Source organism: Winslowiella toletana, assembly GCF_032164335.1.
GTDB classification, from domain to species: domain Bacteria; phylum Pseudomonadota; class Gammaproteobacteria; order Enterobacterales; family Enterobacteriaceae; genus Erwinia; species Erwinia toletana_A.
The window spans coordinates 16,640-34,495 of record NZ_CP134152.1; the positions used below are offsets into that span (position 1 = coordinate 16,640).

Sequence of the window (17,856 nt, forward strand, 5' to 3'; positions counted from 1 at the left end):
CTTCTTTAAGCGTTTACACCCCTTCAGCGTGGGCGCGATCGATCTCTTCGGCGAGAATTTTAATGCCTTTCTCGATAGTCTCGCTGTCCGGCACGTAGTTCATGCGCATGCACTGATGAGTATGCGGCCATTCGTGCTCCAGCCCCGGGAAGAAGAAGTGGCCCGGTACCATCAATACGCCGCGCTGCTTCAGGCGCTGATAGAGCACTTCGGTGGTAATCGGCAGATCTTTAAACCACAGCCAAAGGAAAATAGCGCCTTCTGGTTTGTGAATCAGGCAGCGATCTGCTGATAAATAGCGGCGAATGACGGCAATCGTCTCAGTTACGCGCTGCTGATAGAATGGCTTAATGACGTCGTTCGAGAGCCGCAGCAGATCGCCGCGCTTGATCATTTCATTGGCTATCGCCGGGCCAATACTGCCTGGTGCCAGGCTGATGATGCCGTTCATATTACCGATCGCCGAAATCACTTTTTCGTCGCCAATAATAATGCCGCAGCGTGAACCCGGCAGGCCGAGCTTGGACAGGCTCATGCACAGAATAATGTTGGGATTCCACAGCGGGCGTACATCGCTGAAAATAATGCCCGGGAAGGGAACGCCGTAGGCATTGTCGATCAGCAGCGGGATATCATGCTGTTGCGCCAGTACGTCGAGCTTCATCAGCTCTTCATCGGTAATCACATTGCCGGTCGGGTTGGTTGGGCGTGAAACGCAGATTAACCCGGTATCCTCGGTGATCGTTAAATGCTCGAAGTCGACGTGATATTTAAACTGGCCTTCCGGCAGTAGCTCAATATTCGGCTTGGCGGAAACAAACAGATCCTCATCCAGCCCGGCGTCGGCATAACCGAGATATTCCGGCGCCAGCGGAAACAGCACGCGCTTCTTGCTGCCGTCGGCGCGACGCCCGGCATAAAGATTAAACAGATAGAAGAACGCGCTCTGACTGCCGTTAGTTAAGGCAATATTTTTCGGCGAAATTTGCCAGCCAAGATGTTCGCGCAGCATCTCTGCCAGCGCATCCAGCAGCACGGTTTTGCCGCGTGGTCCATCATAGTTACACAGTGCATCAGTCAGCTTGCCTTCATCATGCATCTGCTGCAACAACTGCTGAAAATAGTCATTCATCGCCGGAATCTGGGCCGGATTACCGCCGCCCAGCATCACTGTACCGGGGGTGCGTAAGCCTTCGCCCATGTCTTCCATCAGGCGGGTGATGCCTGAGTGGCGGGTAAATTTGTCACCAAAAACGGAAAAGGTCATAGCGTGTAAATCATTTGTTAGCGCAAAAGGTGAGTCACCATAACGCCAGAGGAAAGGGGGTGCAATGGCTATCACAAATATAAAACGAGGCGGCCGAAACAGGTTCCGGGAGCCGTTTTCAGCTCCCGGAATCTGGGGGTTATTTCAGCAATTGCGGGTTAACGCAGTTTTTCTCAACTTTACCGCTCAGCGCGGCAATCAGGTTATCAACCGCATCCTTTGCCATTCCGTAGCGCGTTTCATGGGTTGCGGAACCAATATGCGGCAGTGCCACGACATTCGGCAGCGTCAGCAGCGGCGAATCAACCGGTAACGGTTCCTGCTCGAACACGTCCAGACCGGCGGCGTGAAGGGTGCCGCCTTTCAGCGCGTCAATCAGCGCCTGCTCGTCGACCACCGGACCGCGTCCGGCATTAATTAAAACTGCGCTGCTCTTCATTTTTGCCAGCTGCTCGCGACCAATCAGATGATGGGTTTGCTCGGTCAGTGGCAGGCTGATGCACAAAAAATCGGACTCTTTCAGCAGGGTGTCGAGATCGCAATACTGCGCGTCGAAACGCTGTTCAGCTTCTTCATGATGCTTACGCGCGTTATATAAAATCGGCATGCTAAAGCCGAGATGCGCACGCTGCGCCAGCGCCAGACCGATGCGGCCCATGCCAAGAATACCCAGTTTTTTATGATGAACATCGATGCCGAACCAGTCCGCACCGATACTGCTTTGCCATTCACCGGCCTTCACGCGTTCGGCCACTTCTACCACGCGCCGCGCCGAAGAGAGCACCAGCGCCATCATGGTATCAGCGACGGTTTCCGTCAGCACGGTTGGCGTGTGCATCAGCAGCACGCCACGCTGATTCAGCGCGTCGACGTCAAAGTTGTCATAACCGACGGAAACGGTCGAGGCGACGCGCAGTTTTGGCGCTTTGGCCAGAAAGGTGCCATCCACTTTGCCGCCCGAACCGAGAATACCCTCAGCCGATGCGAACGCTGCGGCGTGCTTCTCCAGGTTCTCTGCGGTCAGGCCATCGATTTCGGTTACGGTAAAGTGTTCATCAAGACGCTGGCGTAAATCGTCAGGTAAGGATTTATACAACACCACTGAAGGCTTCATGCGTTTCTCCCTGTTAAAGCAATTTAATGCGCTGAGGGCGACACGCATGTCGCCCAGGATTATGTTAACGACCTGGCCATTTTCAGGCGGATTTTGCGCCCTGACCCATCGGCTGCTGCTTGTTGTCGGCGGGTTTAACGATCAGCGTCAGCCAGACCGCAACCAGTAATGCCGCACCCATAAAAATATAGGATGCCGACGGGCTACCGGTAGCACCGTTGAGATAGCCGACAAACCATGAGCCGGTAAACGAACCGAGTGCGCCCATGCTGTTGATCAGCGCCATTGCCCCGCCGGAAACATTGCGCGGCAGCATTTCAGGAATGATGGCGAAGAACGGGCCATAAGGTGCATACATTGCCGCTCCGGCAACCACCAGTAGCGCATAAGACATCCAGAAATTACCCGGGCCAACCAGATAGGAACCTAAAAAGGCCAGCGCACCAATTAACAGCAGCGGCCAGACAAACAATTTGCGGTTCTGTAATTTATCCGATGCCCATGAAACGATAATCATCGCAATGGTGGCGGCCAGATAAGGCACCGCAGAAAGCCAGCCAGCTTCTACCATACCCATTTGTGTGCCGTTGCGCAGTATTGATGGCAGCCACAGCACGAAACCATAAACCCCAATGCTCCAGGCGAAATACTGCATGCACAGCAGGATGACATTGCGCGATTTAAACGCTTCACGGTAGTTGGGTACCGCTTTAATGCTCTCCTGCTCTCTTTTCAGCTCAGCTTGCAGCGCGGCTTTTTCGTCCTCGCTCAGCCATTTTGCCTGCGCCGGTTTGTCCTGCACCAAAAACCACCAGGCGATGGCCCAAATTACCGCCGGGAAGCCCTCGATGATAAACATCTCGCGCCAGCCGTAGGATTCGATCAGATAACCGGATACTACCGACATCCACAGCACCGTCACCGGATTGCCGAGGATCAGGAAGGTATTGGCGCGCGAGCGCTCCGATTTGGTAAACCAGTTACTGATATAAATCAGCATGGCGGGCATCACCGCCGCTTCCACCACGCCGAGAATAAAACGAATGGCGGCCAGCATCGGAATATTACTGACGATGCCGGTCAGTGACGCACAGCCCCCCCACAGGATCAGACACCAGAAAATCAGCTTTTTCACGCTGCGGCGTTCAGCATAAATCGCGCCGGGGATCTGGAAGAAGAAATAGCCGAGGAAGAACAGCGCGCCCAGTAACGATGACATGCCTTTGGTAATGCCTAAATCTTCATTAATCCCGGCTGCTGAGGCGAAACTGAAGTTCGCCCGGTCCAGATACGCCAGACTGTAGGTGATAAACACGATGGGCATGATGTACCACCAGCGTTTAGGCGCGATCGTATGCTTTTTCATAATCTAATCCTCTGTTGAGGTGGCCGCATTCTGGTCCACTGGGGATCGATGCGATTTTATTTTGTAGCAGGGACCTGTGGTTCAGCCGACGACTAAAAGTCGCCGAGTTCAGCGCGCGTCGGTAGCCCTTCGCTGTCGCCAATCACCTGAATCGCCAGTGAGCCGATTTTGTTGCCGCGTTTAATCGCCTGCGGCAGCGACTTACCTTCCAGTAACGCGCTGATCACGCCAACCGCAAAGCCATCGCCTGCGCCAACGGTATCCACCACGTTTTCTACTCTGATCGCTTCCACCTGGCCTTTCTCGCCCTGTGCGGTTTTGTACCAGGCGCCGTCGCAGCCGGTTTTGATAATTACCGCTTTCACGCCCTTATCGAGGTAAAAGTCAGCAATCGCTTCTGGCTGGCTGTAACCGGTCAGGATTTTGCCCTCTTTCTCGCCGGGCAGTACCCAGTCGGCATACTCTGCCAGATGGTTCAGCTGCCGGACCATCTCCTGTTCGCTCGACCACAGCACCGGACGCAGATTCGGATCAAAAGAGATAGTTTTCCCCAACGAACGCATCTCTTTCGCCGCATATTTCGACAGTTCCAGCGAGCTGTCAGAGATCGCGGCTGAGACACCACTCAAATGTAAATGGCGTGCCGCGCCAAAATAGTCGCGGTTGAAGTCTTCAATCGAAAGATGGCTGGCAGCCGAACCTTTGCGGAAATATTCCACCAGCGGATCGGAGCCATCATCGACTTTTGATTTCAGTTGAAAACCGGTGGGATAGCGCTTATCTACCGTGACCTGACGATGATCGACCTGCTCTTTCTCCAGCTGCTGACAGGTAAAGCGGCCAAAGGAGTCGTCACCGACGCGGCTGACCCAGCCGACTTTCAGCCCCAGTCGTGACAGGCCGATCGCCACATTCAGCTCGGCGCCGGCGATACGCTTGATAAAGCTCTCTGCGGCGGCCAGATCGCCAGTTTCGCGCGCGACAAACATCGCCATCGCTTCACCGATGGTTACTGCATCCAGCATGCCATTGCTGTTAGTTGTCATCAGGGTTACTCCTCTCGCAGCAGGTTGACGTAATGGCGTGTAACGGCCACCAAGTCGTCACCTTCTAACGGAAATTCGATGCCGCGCGGAGCGGCGGCAGGCAGCAGCTTAAGCAGCTCACGCCAGAGGTTATCGGCGTCGTCGAGTGCAATGGCGCGGAAAGAGTTGCGATGGGGCGTGGCCGCCTTAACATGAATGTAGCTGACAAAACGCCCCAAACTGTCGGCCGCTGCGCGCGGGTTATCGCCCACCCACAGCCAGTTGCCCATATCAAACGTCATGCTGTTTGGCATACGCGCCTCGGCACAGTCAGCGAAAAACTGTTCCAGCGCCTGCTGCTTGCCGCAGTCGGTTTGATCGTTTTCTACCACCACGTGCAGCGAATAGGCCGCCAGCTGCTGATGCAGTGCGTTGCAGTCAAAACCGGGCGTGTAATGGCCTAAGGAGAACTTAAGCAACTGGGCATTCAACTGTTTTGCTTCAGCTACACGCTGATCCAGCGCCGGATTGAGCGTGCCATCCGCCATAAACAGTGCTTCTGGCACAGAGTAGAAGGCGATCAGCTGATGCTGCGCAATCGCGGTTCCCAGTTCGCTTAGCTGTTGCAGTTCGCTATTGCTCAGCAATTCACGGCGAATCTCAACGCCATCCGCTCCGGCTTCAGCAATAATCGGCAGCAGCGCTCGCTGGCCCCCTAAGGCTTCAACTCGTTGATGACCATACGCAGCGGTCACGACAATCACTTCTCTCTTCATCTTTATTCTCCGGCCCCGTCGCCTCGACGTTATAAAAACGTTAAATGGAACCGGTTCCAAAGCAAAGTACCAGAGTGTGAAATTATGATCGCGCTCACGATGTGAGCAATTATTAGCAGGGTATTGTCTGAATTAAGGCGGGTGAAACGTCAGGGGGAAGTGACCTCCCCCTGCGCATTATATCGGCTGGGATGAACCGCGAACCACCAGTTCAGCGGAAAACATCTGCTCGCCGATCGGCTCTTCGCTGCCTTCGATACGGCGAATAACCTGTTCCAGCGCGGTATAACCGAGCTGCCAGGTTGGCTGTTTTAAGGTGGTGATGCCGACGCCCGCCAGTTCTGCCCACTCCAGTTCATCAAAGCCAAGCAGGCCGATATCTTTGCCCCAGTGTAAATCGAGGCGGCGTAATGAACGTGCGACTTGCAGGGTCAGTGCCCCATTCGCTACCAGTAATGCGCAGCGATGAGACTGATGACGTTGATAAAAATCCTGCAGGATAGCGTCGAGCTTCGCGCCCTGGCTGAGCGCCACTTCGGCTTGCTCAGCGATCGCCTGTGGATGTTGCTGCGCAGTCGTTTTAAACGCCTGTAAGCGCTCAAGGCGCGTATTGACCAGCCCGAGTGGTTCGCTGACGAATAAAATCGCCTGATAACCGTTAGCCAGCAGATGTTCGGTGGCCGCGGTAGCGGCTTCGGCATTATTAAGCCCAACCACATCACAGGCAAAATCAGGAATTTTACGGTCGATCAGCACCATTGGCAGCAGAGATTGCTGTAACATATTCAGCGCTTCTTCCCGCATGCCTACCGCATTGACCACAATGCCTTCTACCTGATAGCTGCTGAGTAATTGCAGGTAGTGGCGCTCCTGATCAACCTCGTTATTGGTGTTACACACCAGCAGGGTAAAACCCTGCGCGCGGCAGGCGGCCTCAATCCCGGAGAGGACATCGACGGAATAGGGGTTGGTAATATCGGCGATAATCAGGCCAATCAGTCGGGTGCGGCCACGTTTCAGTCCGCGTGCCATCTGGCTGGGGCGATAATCGAGATCGGCAATCGCCGTTTCAATGCGCTGTTTCAGATCGGCCGACAGCGCATGCTGCTCGCCGTTCAGATAACGCGAAACGCTGGTTTTTCCGGTGTTTGCCGCGTTGGCGACATCGCTGATGGTTGCTCGTGCAGCTTTGCGCTTCATGGCTTTCCTTTGGCGTTCAGATTCAGCCGAGACTAGCACAGCTTTTTTATCCGGCGTTAATTGCGCGTCGGGCAGGGGCAGCACGCGCCCCTGCTGGCGAGAGAATTACAGTGGGCTGAGGGTGATTTCCACACGGCGGTTTTGCGCTTTACCGCTCTCAGTATTGTTGCTGGCGATTGGGTTATCCGGCCCTAATCCACTGGTGCGAATGCGGTTAGCCGCAACACCCTGGGTAATCAGCGAGCTGCCGACGCTGTCTGCACGCTGCTGCGACAGTGTCATATTCAGCGCACGGGTGCCGGTACTGTCGGTATAGCCGATAATATTCACCGCGGTTTTTGGATACTCTTTCAGTACCATCGCCACGCCGGTCAGGGTATTCGCCCCGGCAGGTTTCAGCGAGCTGCTGCTGGAATCGAAAGTGACGTTGCTTGGCATATTCAGAATAATATTGTCGCCGTTACGGGTGACGCTGACGCCAGTGCCTTTCATCTGGTCGCGTAGTTTCGCTTCCTGCACATCCATATAGTACCCGGCACCACCGCCCAGAGCAGCACCTGCTGCTGCGCCAATCAGCGCGCCTTTGCCGCGATCTTTCTTCGACGAAGAGAGTGCGCCGACGCCCGCGCCTAAGGCGGCACCCAGTCCGGCTCCGATCCCGGATTTACCGGCCTGCGACTCACCTGTGTAGGGGTTAGTGGTACAGCCGGAAAGTGCGATGGTGCCGCTCAGTAACAAGGCGAGAGTAATAATGCTTTTTTTCATGGATTTTCCCTTAATCGAATTCACAGGTGCCAATGCACGTACACCTATAAGCGGCACGATTATGCCGCTTAATTATGAGGAAAATACCTAAGGTTAAGTCTTAAAGTGTAAAGTTAGACGTCTAAAGATTACGAGGATGGCAAAAGCAGTTAATAACGTGATCGTTAACCAGCCCGCAGGCCTGCATAAATGCGTAACAGGTGGTCGAACCGACAAATTTAAAACCGCGCTTTTTTAATGCTTTTGATAGCTCGTCAGAAACCGGGGTTTTACTCGCAACCTCGGCGAGGCTTTTCAGCTGATTAATCTGCGGCTGATTGTCGACAAAATCCCAGATAAAACGCGCAAAATCTTCGCCTCTGGCTTCCATTGCCAGCAGCGCACGCGCATTTGCAATAATCGCTGAAAGTTTACCGCGATGACGAATCAGACCGCTGTCCTGCATCAGCTCATCAACCTCTTTTTCGCCCATCAGCGCCACCGCTTGCGGGTCGAACTGGTGAAAAGCGCGGCGGTAGTTCTCGCGTTTTTTCAGCACCGTAATCCATGATAAACCCGCCTGTTGCCCTTCGAGACAGATCATTTCAAACAACGCGTTACCGTCGTTTTGCGGAATGCCCCATTCCCGATCGTGATAGGCAATATAAAGCGGATCTTGTGTGACCCAACCGCATCGCTGCATGACTAAACTCCTTATCAATAAAGGCGCAAAATTTGTTGTTTTTATCCTTGAACTGCTGCTTAATCGGTCAATAGTTAATCAATGGAATGAGATAACTCTCTGGCTGATTAATAATACTAACACTTCGCCAATTTGGCTCTTTCTCGGAGTCGTTATTATGCTGCAGAAAAGACAGTGCAAAGGTGGCCGTTTATCCGCTGGCGCGATGATGGTGACAGGGATTTTGTTCTATCCGATGGCGGCAAGCGCCTGGGATCAGTTATATGTCTTTGGTGATAGTCTGAGTGATAGCGGAAATAATGGCCGTTATACCTGGGATGGCAGCGCACACCCGCTTTACGACGATATTCTGGCGGAAAAGATCAATCAGGCGCTGAAACCCTCAAAAGAAGGCGGTACGAATTTCGCCGCCGGTGGCGCGGTGGCAGTACCGGCACTGAATCCACAGGATAACACTCAGGATCAGGTGCAAAATTATCTGGCCGCCAACGGTGGGCGGGCAGACGCCGATGGCCTGTATATTCACTGGATTGGCGGTAATGATCTGGCCGCAGCGGCGATCAATCCGGCTGAGGCGCCGGATATTGTCAGCAACAGCGCCTTTGCTGCTGCCAGCCAGGTTAAGGAACTGCTGTCTGCCGGGGCGAATACCGTGATTGTCCCGACGGTGCCGGATATCGGTGCCACGCCAGCACTGCTGGAAGCCGTGATTCAAAGCGGGCTGACACCGGTCGCCGACGCGGCGCTGTCGGCCGCTTACCAGTCGCTGAACAGCCAGACCACTCTCAGCACCGCAGCGCGTCAGCAGGCGATTTACGAGGCGCTGTTTGCCGCAGCCGGTACTGCCACCTCGGTGCCGGAACTGCAAAAAGCGATAGCCGATCAACTGCTTGCCGCCTGGCAACAGATCAGCCGCCAGGCATCGGCGTTGACCAGCAGTTACAATCAGCAGGAAGAGCGCTACCTGGCGAACATCGGCGGCAATATCGTGCGCGTCGATGTTTATGGGCTGTTCAATGAAGTGCTGGCCGATCCGGCACGTTACGGTCTGAGCAATACTGCCGGTATGGCCTGTCCACCCGGCGTATCGGCGGCTGTCTGTGGCGTCTCGACGCCGGGCTTTTCCAGTGAGCAGAATTATCTGTTTGCCGATCGCCTGCATCCCAGTCCGGCAGTTCACCGGCTAATTGGTGATTATATTCAGTCGGTGCTGGATGCTCCGGCGCAGGTGGTAGCGCTGAATCAGGCCACGCTGGCGATGTCGCGTGATATGCGTAATACCCTCGACAGTCATCTGCAACAGCAGCGACACAGCGATAATCCGCAGGGCTCGCTAAGCGTTTTTGGCGGCTACGCCGGGCAGCGTTATGACTATGCCGCTAATCTTGCGGCAGGTAACGGCGATGCCACCAGCCATAATCTGACCCTTGGCGTGGACTATAAGCTGACGGATAACTGGCTGATGGGCGTGCTGCTTTCCGGCTCCAGTGATAATCAACAACCGACGCCTGGCTACGATTATAAAATGCGTGGCTGGCTGGTCTCAGCTTACAGCGAGCTGGACTTTTCCTCGGGCGGTTGGATAAATGCCGATCTGCATTTTGCCACCGCCGACTATGACGATATCTCCCGCCGGATAATCTTAGGCCCTGCCAGCCGCACTGAGCAAGGCAGTACCGATGGCAAGCAATTAGGCGGGCGGATAACCGCTGGTTGGGATTTCCCGCTTGCCAGCTGGCTGACTACCGGACCAACGCTGCAATATGCACTGGACTACAGCAAGGTATCGGGCTACAGCGAACAGGGCGATTCCAGCACTGCAATGCGCTTTAACGACCAAACTTACCATTCGCAAATTGGTGCGGTTGGCTGGCGAGTGGACTCGCGAATGGGCTGGGTGAATCCCTGGGCGCAAGTCAGTTATAACCATCAGTTTGGTGACGATGTCTGGCGAGCCGGTGGCGGACTGAAATCGACCCAAATCTCGTTCTCGCGTGATACGGCACAGCAGGATACCAACTGGGTTGATGTCAGCGTCGGTGCCAATGTGCCACTGGGCGAAGATGTCGCCGCGTTTGCTTCACTGTCGCAGAGCGCGGGCCTCAGTTCGGGTGAGCAATTTATGTATAACCTGGGGGTCAGCGCGCGCTTCTGATCTGGCTCTGAAACCAGTATCCATGCCGCTTTGCGGGCTATCAGGGCATCAAAGGTGAAGTTAAAATACAGTTAAATAATATAATTATCGGGATAATCATAACTATGGAAACATTATGCCGTCCGATCTTGCCGTTATTCGTAATAAACTCTTCGCCTTTTTGGCATGCGCTGTCTTTTTGGCAATGATGATGGGCCTGATTTTTATGGATGTGAACTGGATGAATAATGCCGTTCACGAGTCCTCTTTTACTGAAATCGCACAGGAACTGATTTTGGCTGCGATTGCTTCTTCATTTTTCATTGCCGCTGCGGGTCATGAGCAGCATCGCCCGAGCCTGCTGCTGCTGGGTGGTTTTTTTGGCTGCATGCTGATCCGCGAAATGGACTTCCTGTTCGACGAGATTCACCACGGTGCCTGGGTGTGGTTTGCGCTGGCGCTGGCGGCTTTTAGCCTGAGCTATGCCGCGAAAAATCTGGCAAAAACCCTGTCTGGTCTGGTTCATCTGCTGCAACATCCTGCCTGGAATATGATGGTGGCTGGCCTGCTGACGGTGCTGGTGTTTTCCCGTCTGTTTGGCATGCATCAGCTGTGGCAACATCTGATGCTGGACGGTTATAACCGCACGGTGAAAAATATCGCCGAAGAGGGCAGCGAACTGCTGGGTTACAGCTTCTGCCTGTTTGCCAGCGTGCGCTATTTGTGGGAGCTGAAAACTGCCACGGTGAAGAAGCCCGTGATGGTGTGGCAGCAACAAAACTAATTTATTGTCGCGATTACGACCTTCCGCGCCGGATTCAGGCGATCTCCTGCGCTAAAATTGTTAGAATCGTGGAAGGACGTTAACTGCTGTTCGCTCCCGCTGCTTTACATTAACACCAACCAGAGACTGAGCCATGTCTGTCAAAATCTTAACCTCAACCATTATCGGCATGGATGCATTCCGTCATCATCCGCTGGAAGCGCTGGCGTCGGCGGAGCAAGGTACGGTCGCCGTATTCGACAACAATGCGCCGGTATTGTACGCGGTCACGCCCGACAGGCTGGCAGAGTTGCTGGCGTTTGAAGCGTCTGCCAGACAGGCGCGTTCGGATGTGACGCTGGAGGAGAGTTTGTTTGATGATGAACTGGCACACCCCGATGCGATTCCGGTTCCTGCCGGTAAATTCCCGATGTATCAGGGCTGGCAGCCGGATGCGGATTTTGTGCGTCTGGCAGCAATCTGGGGCGTGGCGTTAAGTTCAGCGGTGACGCCTGCCGAGCTGGCCTCGTTTGTCAGCTACTGGCAAGCGGAAGGACGGGTGTTCCACCATGTCCAGTGGCAGCAAAAGCTGGCGCGCAGCATACAGCTGAGCAGAGCGGCCAGCGGTGGTCAGCAGAAACGGGATCTTAATCAACTTCCGGAACCCGACCAATCCATTCCTGATGGCTTTAGAGGTTTGCGATGAAAAACAGTAGCGACTTGCTGAAACGCATGCAGCGCTTAATGCCTGCGCATATTAAGCCCAAGTTTAAGGACAGTGCCGAGCTGTTTGCCTGGAACCAGGAGCAGGGACGAATCCGCTCGCAGGACATCGTTCGTGAAAACCGCGCAATGAAAATGCAGCGTATTCTGGGTCGTTCCGGCATTCGTGAACTGCACATCAACTGCTCCTTTGATAATTACCGCGTGGAATGCGCAGAGCAGCAGTACGCGCTGGATTGTGCACGTCAGTATGCGGAAGAGTTTGACGGCAGCATCGCCAGTTTTGTTTTCTCGGGTAAGCCGGGTACCGGTAAAAATCATCTGGCGGCGGCAATTGGTAACTATCTGATTCTTCGTGGTAAAAGCGTGCTGGTGGTGACGGTTGCCGATTTGATGTCAAATATGAAGGGCACCTTCAGCGGCAGTAAAGGCGTGACTGAAGAGAGCCTGATCCACGATCTGAGTACCGTTGATTTGCTGGTAATTGACGAGATTGGAATGCAGACCGAATCGCGCTATGAAAAGGTGATTATCAACCAGATTGTCGACCGTCGTTCCTCTTCCAAGCGCCCGACCGGGATGCTGTCCAACCTCGATATGGCGGGAATGAATACGCTGCTCGGCGAGCGCGTAATGGACCGTATGCGCCTGGGTAAAAGCCTGTGGGTACGCTTTAGCTGGGACAGCTATCGCAGCCGGGTGACCGGTGAAGAGTATTGACTGTCAAGGGCGGCAAAAAGCCGCCCTGTTAAACAGCACTCATTAACCCGCGCGGTTGCCCACCAGTTCCGTGACCAGGTTATTGACCCCATCACTCATGGTGGTAAAACGGCTTAGCGGCGAGCGCGTGACCACCACAAATACGCCCACGTTATATTGCGGAACCATCGCCATATAGGTAATAAAACCGCCACCACCGCCGGTTTTCTGAATAATTCCAGGACGTCCATCTTTCGGCTGCATATACACCCAGCCCATTCCGAGCGCATCGGCTTTGCCCGGCACATCCATGCCTTCAAGTTTAGTTAACTGATTACGCGAGTAGATCAGCGTCTGCAACCGGTCGGCCTGCGCACTGCGCTGATGCACGTCCGAGGCGAGAAACTGCTGCATCCAGCGGGCGATATCGTCCGGCGTTGAGTAAATACCGCCGCTGCCAATCGCTGCAAGGGTATTCACGCAGGGGCTGGCACCTTTTTCCGCCACCATCAGGCGCGCGCACTGTTCTGGCGACGGGATAAACGTGGTGTCTTTCATCCCCAGCGGTCGGGTGATTTTGCTGCTGAGCAAATTCGGATAGGTCATACCGGAAGCGCGTACCAGCGCATCGCCGAGCAGATCATAGGCCAGGTTCGAGTATGATGCACTGACGCCCGGCGGGGTAGTTAAGCGGGCGGTTTGCAGCCAGTCCCAGCGCTCGGCGCGGGTAGGCCAGACAAATACCGGACGCACCGGTTTACCGCCCGGCTGCTCACGCGGCAGGCCGCTGGTGTGGGTCGCCAGATTGATCAGCCTGATTGGCTGGCCCGCATAGGTCGGTACACTGCTGCCAGGCGGAGCAAACTTACTCAGCGGATCGTCAAGACGCAGAACCCCGTCCTCGGCCAGTTTCAGCAGCAGTTCACTGGTCAGCAGCTTGCTGATCGACGCGATACGGATCAGCGAGTCCTTTTGTGGCCTGACGTTATTGCCGGGCCGGGTATCGCCTAAGCTGGTAAACACCCGTTGATTACCATCAATCGCCACCATCGCCATCCCGGTGGCTGCGGTGCCGTAGAAGATATGCTCCGCATAGCGATCAACGATTTGCGAAGCCAGTAGCGGATCGGGTGAGCTGAGTTGCTGGCTGCGTGCGGGCAAAGCGATAACCATCAGAGCCAGTAAAAAGGAGAGGGATGATTTCAACGGCGATTTGTCCAGATGGATGACAGAGAATAATCAGCATAGTAGTCATTTCTGTTATTCATGGCACTAATCAAATTTTGCCGGACGATGTTTTTTTAAGGTCGGTCACGCTGGGAGATAATTTACAGCGTCACTTCGCCGAAGCGTTCGCGATACTCTTTTGGCGTAGCGGCGTAGCTTTTCTTAAACACCGAATAAAAATACTGCAGTGACGGATAGCCACACATCTGCGAGATTTCATTGATCGACAGCGATGACGAAACCAGCAAGCTGCGCGCCTTTTCCAGCTTTTCACTGTGGATCAAGGCATGGATGGTTTCGCCGGTCTCATCTTTAAAGCGTTTTTCCAGATTAGAACGTGACATGCCAACGGCATCCAGCACCTGCTCCACTTTGATTCCTTTGCAGGCATTGAAGCGAATGTAGTGCATCGCCTGAATCACCGCCGGATCGTACAGCGACCGATAGTCAGTCGAACGGCGTTCGATAACTTTTACCGGCGGCACCAGAATACGTTGTAACGGCAGCGCTTGTTTATCCAGCAGGCGATGCAGCAGTTTTGCCGCCTGATAACCCATCTGTCGCGATCCCTGCGCGACCGATGACAGCGCCACGCGTGACAGATAGCGCGTCAGCTCCTCGTTATCAATGCCAATCACACACAGTTTTTCCGGCACCGGTATCTTCAGATGTTCACAAACCTGCAGCAGATGACGAGCGCGTGCATCGGTAACGGCAATAATGCCGGTTTGCGGCGGCAGGGTTTGCACCCAGTCGGCGAGGCGGTTTTGCGCGTGCTGCCAGTTTTCCGGCGCGGTCTCCATGCCCTGATACACCACCCCCTGATAGCGTTCCTGCGCCACCCGCTGCCGGAAGGCGTGCTCACGCTCCTGCGCCCAGCGTTTACCGCTCGACAGCGGTAAACCGTAAAAAGCAAAGCGATGCACGCCTTTCTCTTTTAAATGCAAAAAGGCGCTTTCGATTAACGCCGCGTTATCCGTCGCGATGTAATGCACCGGCGGATAATCCTCCGCCCGGTGATACGAGCCGCCGACGCCGACAATCGGCACATCAACCTGTTGCAGCAGTGACTCAATCTGTTTGTCGTCGTAATCGGCGATCACCCCGTCGCCCAGCCATTCGCGAATATTATCGATGCGGCAGCGAAAATCCTCTTCAATAAAGATATCCCAGTCGCTTTGCGAAGCCTGCAAATATTCACCCACGCCTTCTACTACCTGGCGATCATAGACTTTGTTGGCATTAAACAGCAGGGTGATACGAAAACGTTTCTCAACCATGGCGTCTTTCCCGGAGTGAATCACTCCATTTCAATAACACGCCGTAATATCCAGCAGAAAAAAATAAGCCAGCCCTGTGATCGCTATCGATAATCAGACGCGGCGTTTGGTTGCCGAATCCATCCACACCGCCAGCAGCAGAATCGCGCCTTTAACGATGTATTGCCAGAAGGTCGGAACATCCATCATGCTCATGCCGTTATCCAGCGAGGCCATAATAAACGCGCCCATTACCGCCCCGGCTACCGTGCCGATGCCGCCCGCCAGACTGGTGCCGCCAATCACGCAGGCGGCAATCGCGTCCAGTTCGGCGATATTACCGGCGGAAGGCGAGCCGGCGCCAAGGCGTGAACTGAGGATTAACCCGGCGATCGCCACCATCAGGCCGTTAATTGCGAACACCGCCATTTTGGTGCGGGCAACGTTAATACCCGATAACCGGGCGGCATCGAGATTGCCACCGATGGCATAAATTCTTCTGCCAAAAGCGGTACGCGTCGCCATAAACATTCCGGCCAGCAGCAGCAGGGAAAGGATCAGTACCGGCGTCGGCACGCCACGATAATCGTTCAGCATCCAGATGGCGCCGAGCACCAGAATCGCGGTCAGCGACTGACGCGCCACTGAACCGGTGGCGGAAGCCTGCGGCAGGCCCATGCTTTGACGGCGCAGGCGTAAGCGCCACTGCCAGAAGATAAACAGCAAAAGCCCGACCACACCAAAGCCAAAACCGATGCCGTCCGGCAGATAACTCTGGCCAATCTGCGACATCGCCGGACTGCCAGGGGCGACGGTGGTGCCATTGGTGATGCCGACCAGAATGCCGCGAAACGCCAGCATGCCGGCCAGCGTGACGATAAACGACGGCACCTTGCGATACGCCACCCACCAGCCGTTCCACGCGCCAAGCAACAGTCCGAGCGCCAGCGTCACCAGAATGGTCAGCGGCAGCGGCCAGCCCAGCCAGACGTCAAATATTGCCGCCACGCCGCCGAGCAGCCCCATCATCGAGCCAACCGACAGGTCGATTTCGGCGGAAATAATCACAAACACCATGCCAACCGCCAGAATGCCGGTAATCGCCGTCTGGCGTAGCAGGTTAGAAATATTACGTGCGCTGAGATAAGCACCGTCGGTCATCCAGGTAAAAAACAGCATAATCAGCAGGATCGCGGCCAGCATCACCAGTACCTGGAAATTAAGCAGTCGAAACTTACCGCTGGATGCGCTCGCCGCTGGCGATAACAGACTGCGCTGAGTTGAGTCGGTCTTAAGCATAATGTTCGCTCCGCAGTGCCGCTTCCATTACCTGTTCCTGGGTCAGGTTCTGATTGACTAAGTCGGCTTTGATTTGCCCCTGATGCATTACCAGCACGCGATCGCTTAATCCCAGCACCTCCGGCAGTTCTGAGGAGATAACGATAATCGCGATGCCTTGCTGAACCAGCTGATTGATCAGTTTGTAGATTTCATATTTGGCACCGATATCGATGCCGCGAGTGGGTTCATCCAGAATCAGAATGCGCGGATTAAGCAGCAGGCATTTGGCCAGCACCGCTTTCTGCTGGTTGCCGCCGCTGAGGCGACCAATCGGCAGTTCCGGCGACGAGGTTTTCACTTTCAGCCGCACCAGTGCCTGCTGGATCGCCAGCTGTTCCTGAGCATCGTTAAGGGTGGAGACTGCGCCGCTAAACTGATCGAGTGAAGCAAGCGTGATATTTTTCCCGACGCCCATTACCGGAATGATGCCGTCCTTTTTACGATCTTCCGGCACCATCGCAATACCGTGCGCCAGCGCATGCTGGCAGTCGGTAATGCTGACTGCTTTGCCATCAATAATGATCTGCCCCTGCCAGCGGCCGGGCCAGACGCCAAACAGGCACTGAACGGTTTCGGTGCGCCCGGCACCGACCAGCCCGGCGATGCCAAGAATCTCACCGCGATGCAGGCTGAACGAGACGTTATCGACTCGTTTAATCTGGCGGTTAACCGGATGCCACGCCGTCAGGTTTTCAACCCGCAGGATTTCGCTGCCGATCTGGTGCAGTTCATTAGGATAGAGAGAAGTCAGCTCACGACCGACCATCATGGTGATAATTTCATCTTCACTCATCACCGTCGCGTCACGCGTGTCGATATGTTTACCGTCACGGATTACGCAGATGGTGTCGGAGATGGCTTTCACTTCATTCAGTTTGTGCGAGATATAAATGCAGGCGATGCCGTGCTCGCGCAAGTTGTTAATAATTGCCAGTAGCACCTCAGTTTCCTGTTCGGTGAGCGAAGCGGTCGGCTCATCAAGAATCAACAGGCGCACCTGCTTATTCAACGCGCGGGCGATTTCCACCAACTGCTGCTGGCCCAGCCCCAGCTCGCCGACGCGGGTGTCCGGCGACACATCAAGCCTGACCCGGGCCAGCAGCTGCTGGCAGCGCAGCGTCATGGTTTCATAATCCACCATGCCAAAGCGGGTCAGTTCTGCGCCAAGAAAGATGTTTTCCAGCACCGTCAGCTGCCGCACTAAAGCCAGCTCCTGATGGATAATCACAATGCCTCTGCGCTCGGTATCGCGGATACCGCTGGCCTGCATTTCATCACCGGAAAAAAGTATCGTGCCCTGATACTCGCCAGCGGGATAAAGACCGCACAACACCTTCATCAGCGTCGATTTACCCGAGCCATTTTCGCCGCACAGCGACAGCACTTCACCGGCCTGCAGGCTGAGGCTGACATCATCAACCGCTTTGACCACGCCAAACAGCTTGGTGATGTTTTTCATTTCCAGCAGCGTTGTCATGTCACCGTGACCTCCGCAATTTGCCCATTACGAGGAGA

At 54.8% G+C, this 17,856-nt stretch carries 16 protein-coding genes; 4 read left to right on the top strand and 12 right to left on the bottom strand.

Annotation, left to right across the window (positions count from 1 at the left end; genetic code table 11):
* Positions 1 to 13: 13 nt before the first annotated feature.
* The 8 genes from RIN69_RS00080 to RIN69_RS00115 all read right to left on the bottom strand — a co-directional run bounded on the left by RIN69_RS00080 (position 14) and on the right by RIN69_RS00115 (position 8,195).
* Positions 14 to 1,267, bottom strand: a complete 1,254-nt coding sequence (locus tag RIN69_RS00080; protein ID WP_313854716.1) for a valine--pyruvate transaminase — start codon at positions 1,265 to 1,267, stop codon at positions 14 to 16.
* Between the two features lie 139 nt (positions 1,268 to 1,406).
* Positions 1,407 to 2,381: a glyoxylate/hydroxypyruvate reductase GhrB gene (gene ghrB, locus RIN69_RS00085; protein WP_313854718.1), complete on the bottom strand. Its 975-nt coding sequence runs from the start codon at positions 2,379 to 2,381 to the stop codon at positions 1,407 to 1,409.
* Between the two features lie 82 nt (positions 2,382 to 2,463).
* Positions 2,464 to 3,747 carry an MFS transporter gene (locus tag RIN69_RS00090; RefSeq protein ID WP_313854719.1) on the bottom strand — a complete coding sequence of 428 codons (1,284 nt, stop codon included), beginning with the start codon at positions 3,745 to 3,747 and terminating at the stop codon, positions 2,464 to 2,466.
* Between the two features lie 92 nt (positions 3,748 to 3,839).
* Positions 3,840 to 4,793, bottom strand: a complete 954-nt coding sequence (locus RIN69_RS00095) for a sugar kinase (RefSeq protein WP_313854721.1) — start codon at positions 4,791 to 4,793, stop codon at positions 3,840 to 3,842.
* 5 nt (positions 4,794 to 4,798) lie between these two features.
* Positions 4,799 to 5,548: a sugar phosphate isomerase/epimerase family protein gene (locus tag RIN69_RS00100; protein WP_313854722.1), complete on the bottom strand. Its 750-nt coding sequence runs from the start codon at positions 5,546 to 5,548 to the stop codon at positions 4,799 to 4,801.
* Between the two features lie 177 nt (positions 5,549 to 5,725).
* Entirely contained in the window at positions 5,726 to 6,748 is a 1,023-nt protein-coding gene (locus RIN69_RS00105; protein WP_313854723.1) for a LacI family DNA-binding transcriptional regulator, read from the bottom strand.
* A 105-nt stretch (positions 6,749 to 6,853) separates the two neighbouring features.
* Entirely contained in the window at positions 6,854 to 7,513 is a 660-nt protein-coding gene (locus tag RIN69_RS00110) for an OmpA family lipoprotein (RefSeq protein WP_313854724.1), read from the bottom strand.
* Between the two features lie 121 nt (positions 7,514 to 7,634).
* Entirely contained in the window at positions 7,635 to 8,195 is a 561-nt protein-coding gene (locus RIN69_RS00115) for a DNA-3-methyladenine glycosylase I (RefSeq protein WP_313854725.1), read from the bottom strand.
* A 205-nt stretch (positions 8,196 to 8,400) separates the two neighbouring features.
* Between RIN69_RS00115 and RIN69_RS00120 the strand changes: the two genes are divergently transcribed.
* The 4 genes from RIN69_RS00120 to dnaC all read left to right on the top strand — a co-directional run bounded on the left by RIN69_RS00120 (position 8,401) and on the right by dnaC (position 12,535).
* Complete coding sequence (locus RIN69_RS00120) at positions 8,401 to 10,350, top strand: autotransporter outer membrane beta-barrel domain-containing protein (protein ID WP_313857841.1); 1,950 nt, start codon at positions 8,401 to 8,403, stop codon at positions 10,348 to 10,350.
* 115 nt (positions 10,351 to 10,465) lie between these two features.
* A complete protein-coding gene (locus RIN69_RS00125; RefSeq protein ID WP_313854727.1) occupies positions 10,466 to 11,113 on the top strand; it encodes a hypothetical protein in 648 nt (215 codons plus the stop codon).
* A gap of 133 nt (positions 11,114 to 11,246) precedes the next feature.
* Positions 11,247 to 11,798 carry a primosomal protein DnaT gene (dnaT, locus tag RIN69_RS00130; RefSeq protein ID WP_313854729.1) on the top strand — a complete coding sequence of 184 codons (552 nt, stop codon included), beginning with the start codon at positions 11,247 to 11,249 and terminating at the stop codon, positions 11,796 to 11,798.
* Complete coding sequence (dnaC, locus tag RIN69_RS00135) at positions 11,795 to 12,535, top strand: DNA replication protein DnaC (protein ID WP_313854730.1); 741 nt, start codon at positions 11,795 to 11,797, stop codon at positions 12,533 to 12,535. Before dnaT ends, dnaC begins: the two co-directional genes overlap by 4 nt.
* 42 nt (positions 12,536 to 12,577) lie before the next feature.
* Here the strand turns inward: dnaC and ampH are convergent, their stop codons facing one another.
* The 4 genes from ampH to RIN69_RS00155 form a co-directional block, all read right to left on the bottom strand.
* The gene (ampH, locus tag RIN69_RS00140; protein ID WP_313857842.1) at positions 12,578 to 13,687 is read right to left on the bottom strand and encodes a D-alanyl-D-alanine-carboxypeptidase/endopeptidase AmpH; all 1,110 of its coding nucleotides are present in this window, start codon (positions 13,685 to 13,687) and stop codon (positions 12,578 to 12,580) included.
* Between the two features lie 155 nt (positions 13,688 to 13,842).
* Positions 13,843 to 15,021 (bottom strand): D-xylose utilization transcriptional activator XylR, encoded by a 1,179-nt coding sequence (xylR, locus tag RIN69_RS00145; RefSeq protein WP_313854731.1) that lies wholly within the window; start codon positions 15,019 to 15,021, stop codon positions 13,843 to 13,845.
* Between the two features lie 93 nt (positions 15,022 to 15,114).
* On the bottom strand, positions 15,115 to 16,299 hold the full coding sequence (xylH, locus tag RIN69_RS00150; RefSeq protein ID WP_313854733.1) for a xylose ABC transporter permease XylH: 1,185 nt from the start codon (positions 16,297 to 16,299) through the stop codon (positions 15,115 to 15,117).
* The gene (locus RIN69_RS00155; RefSeq protein WP_313854735.1) at positions 16,292 to 17,818 is read right to left on the bottom strand and encodes a xylose ABC transporter ATP-binding protein; all 1,527 of its coding nucleotides are present in this window, start codon (positions 17,816 to 17,818) and stop codon (positions 16,292 to 16,294) included. The genes xylH and RIN69_RS00155 overlap by 8 nt, the downstream gene beginning before the upstream one ends.
* Positions 17,819 to 17,856: the final 38 nt, after the last annotated feature.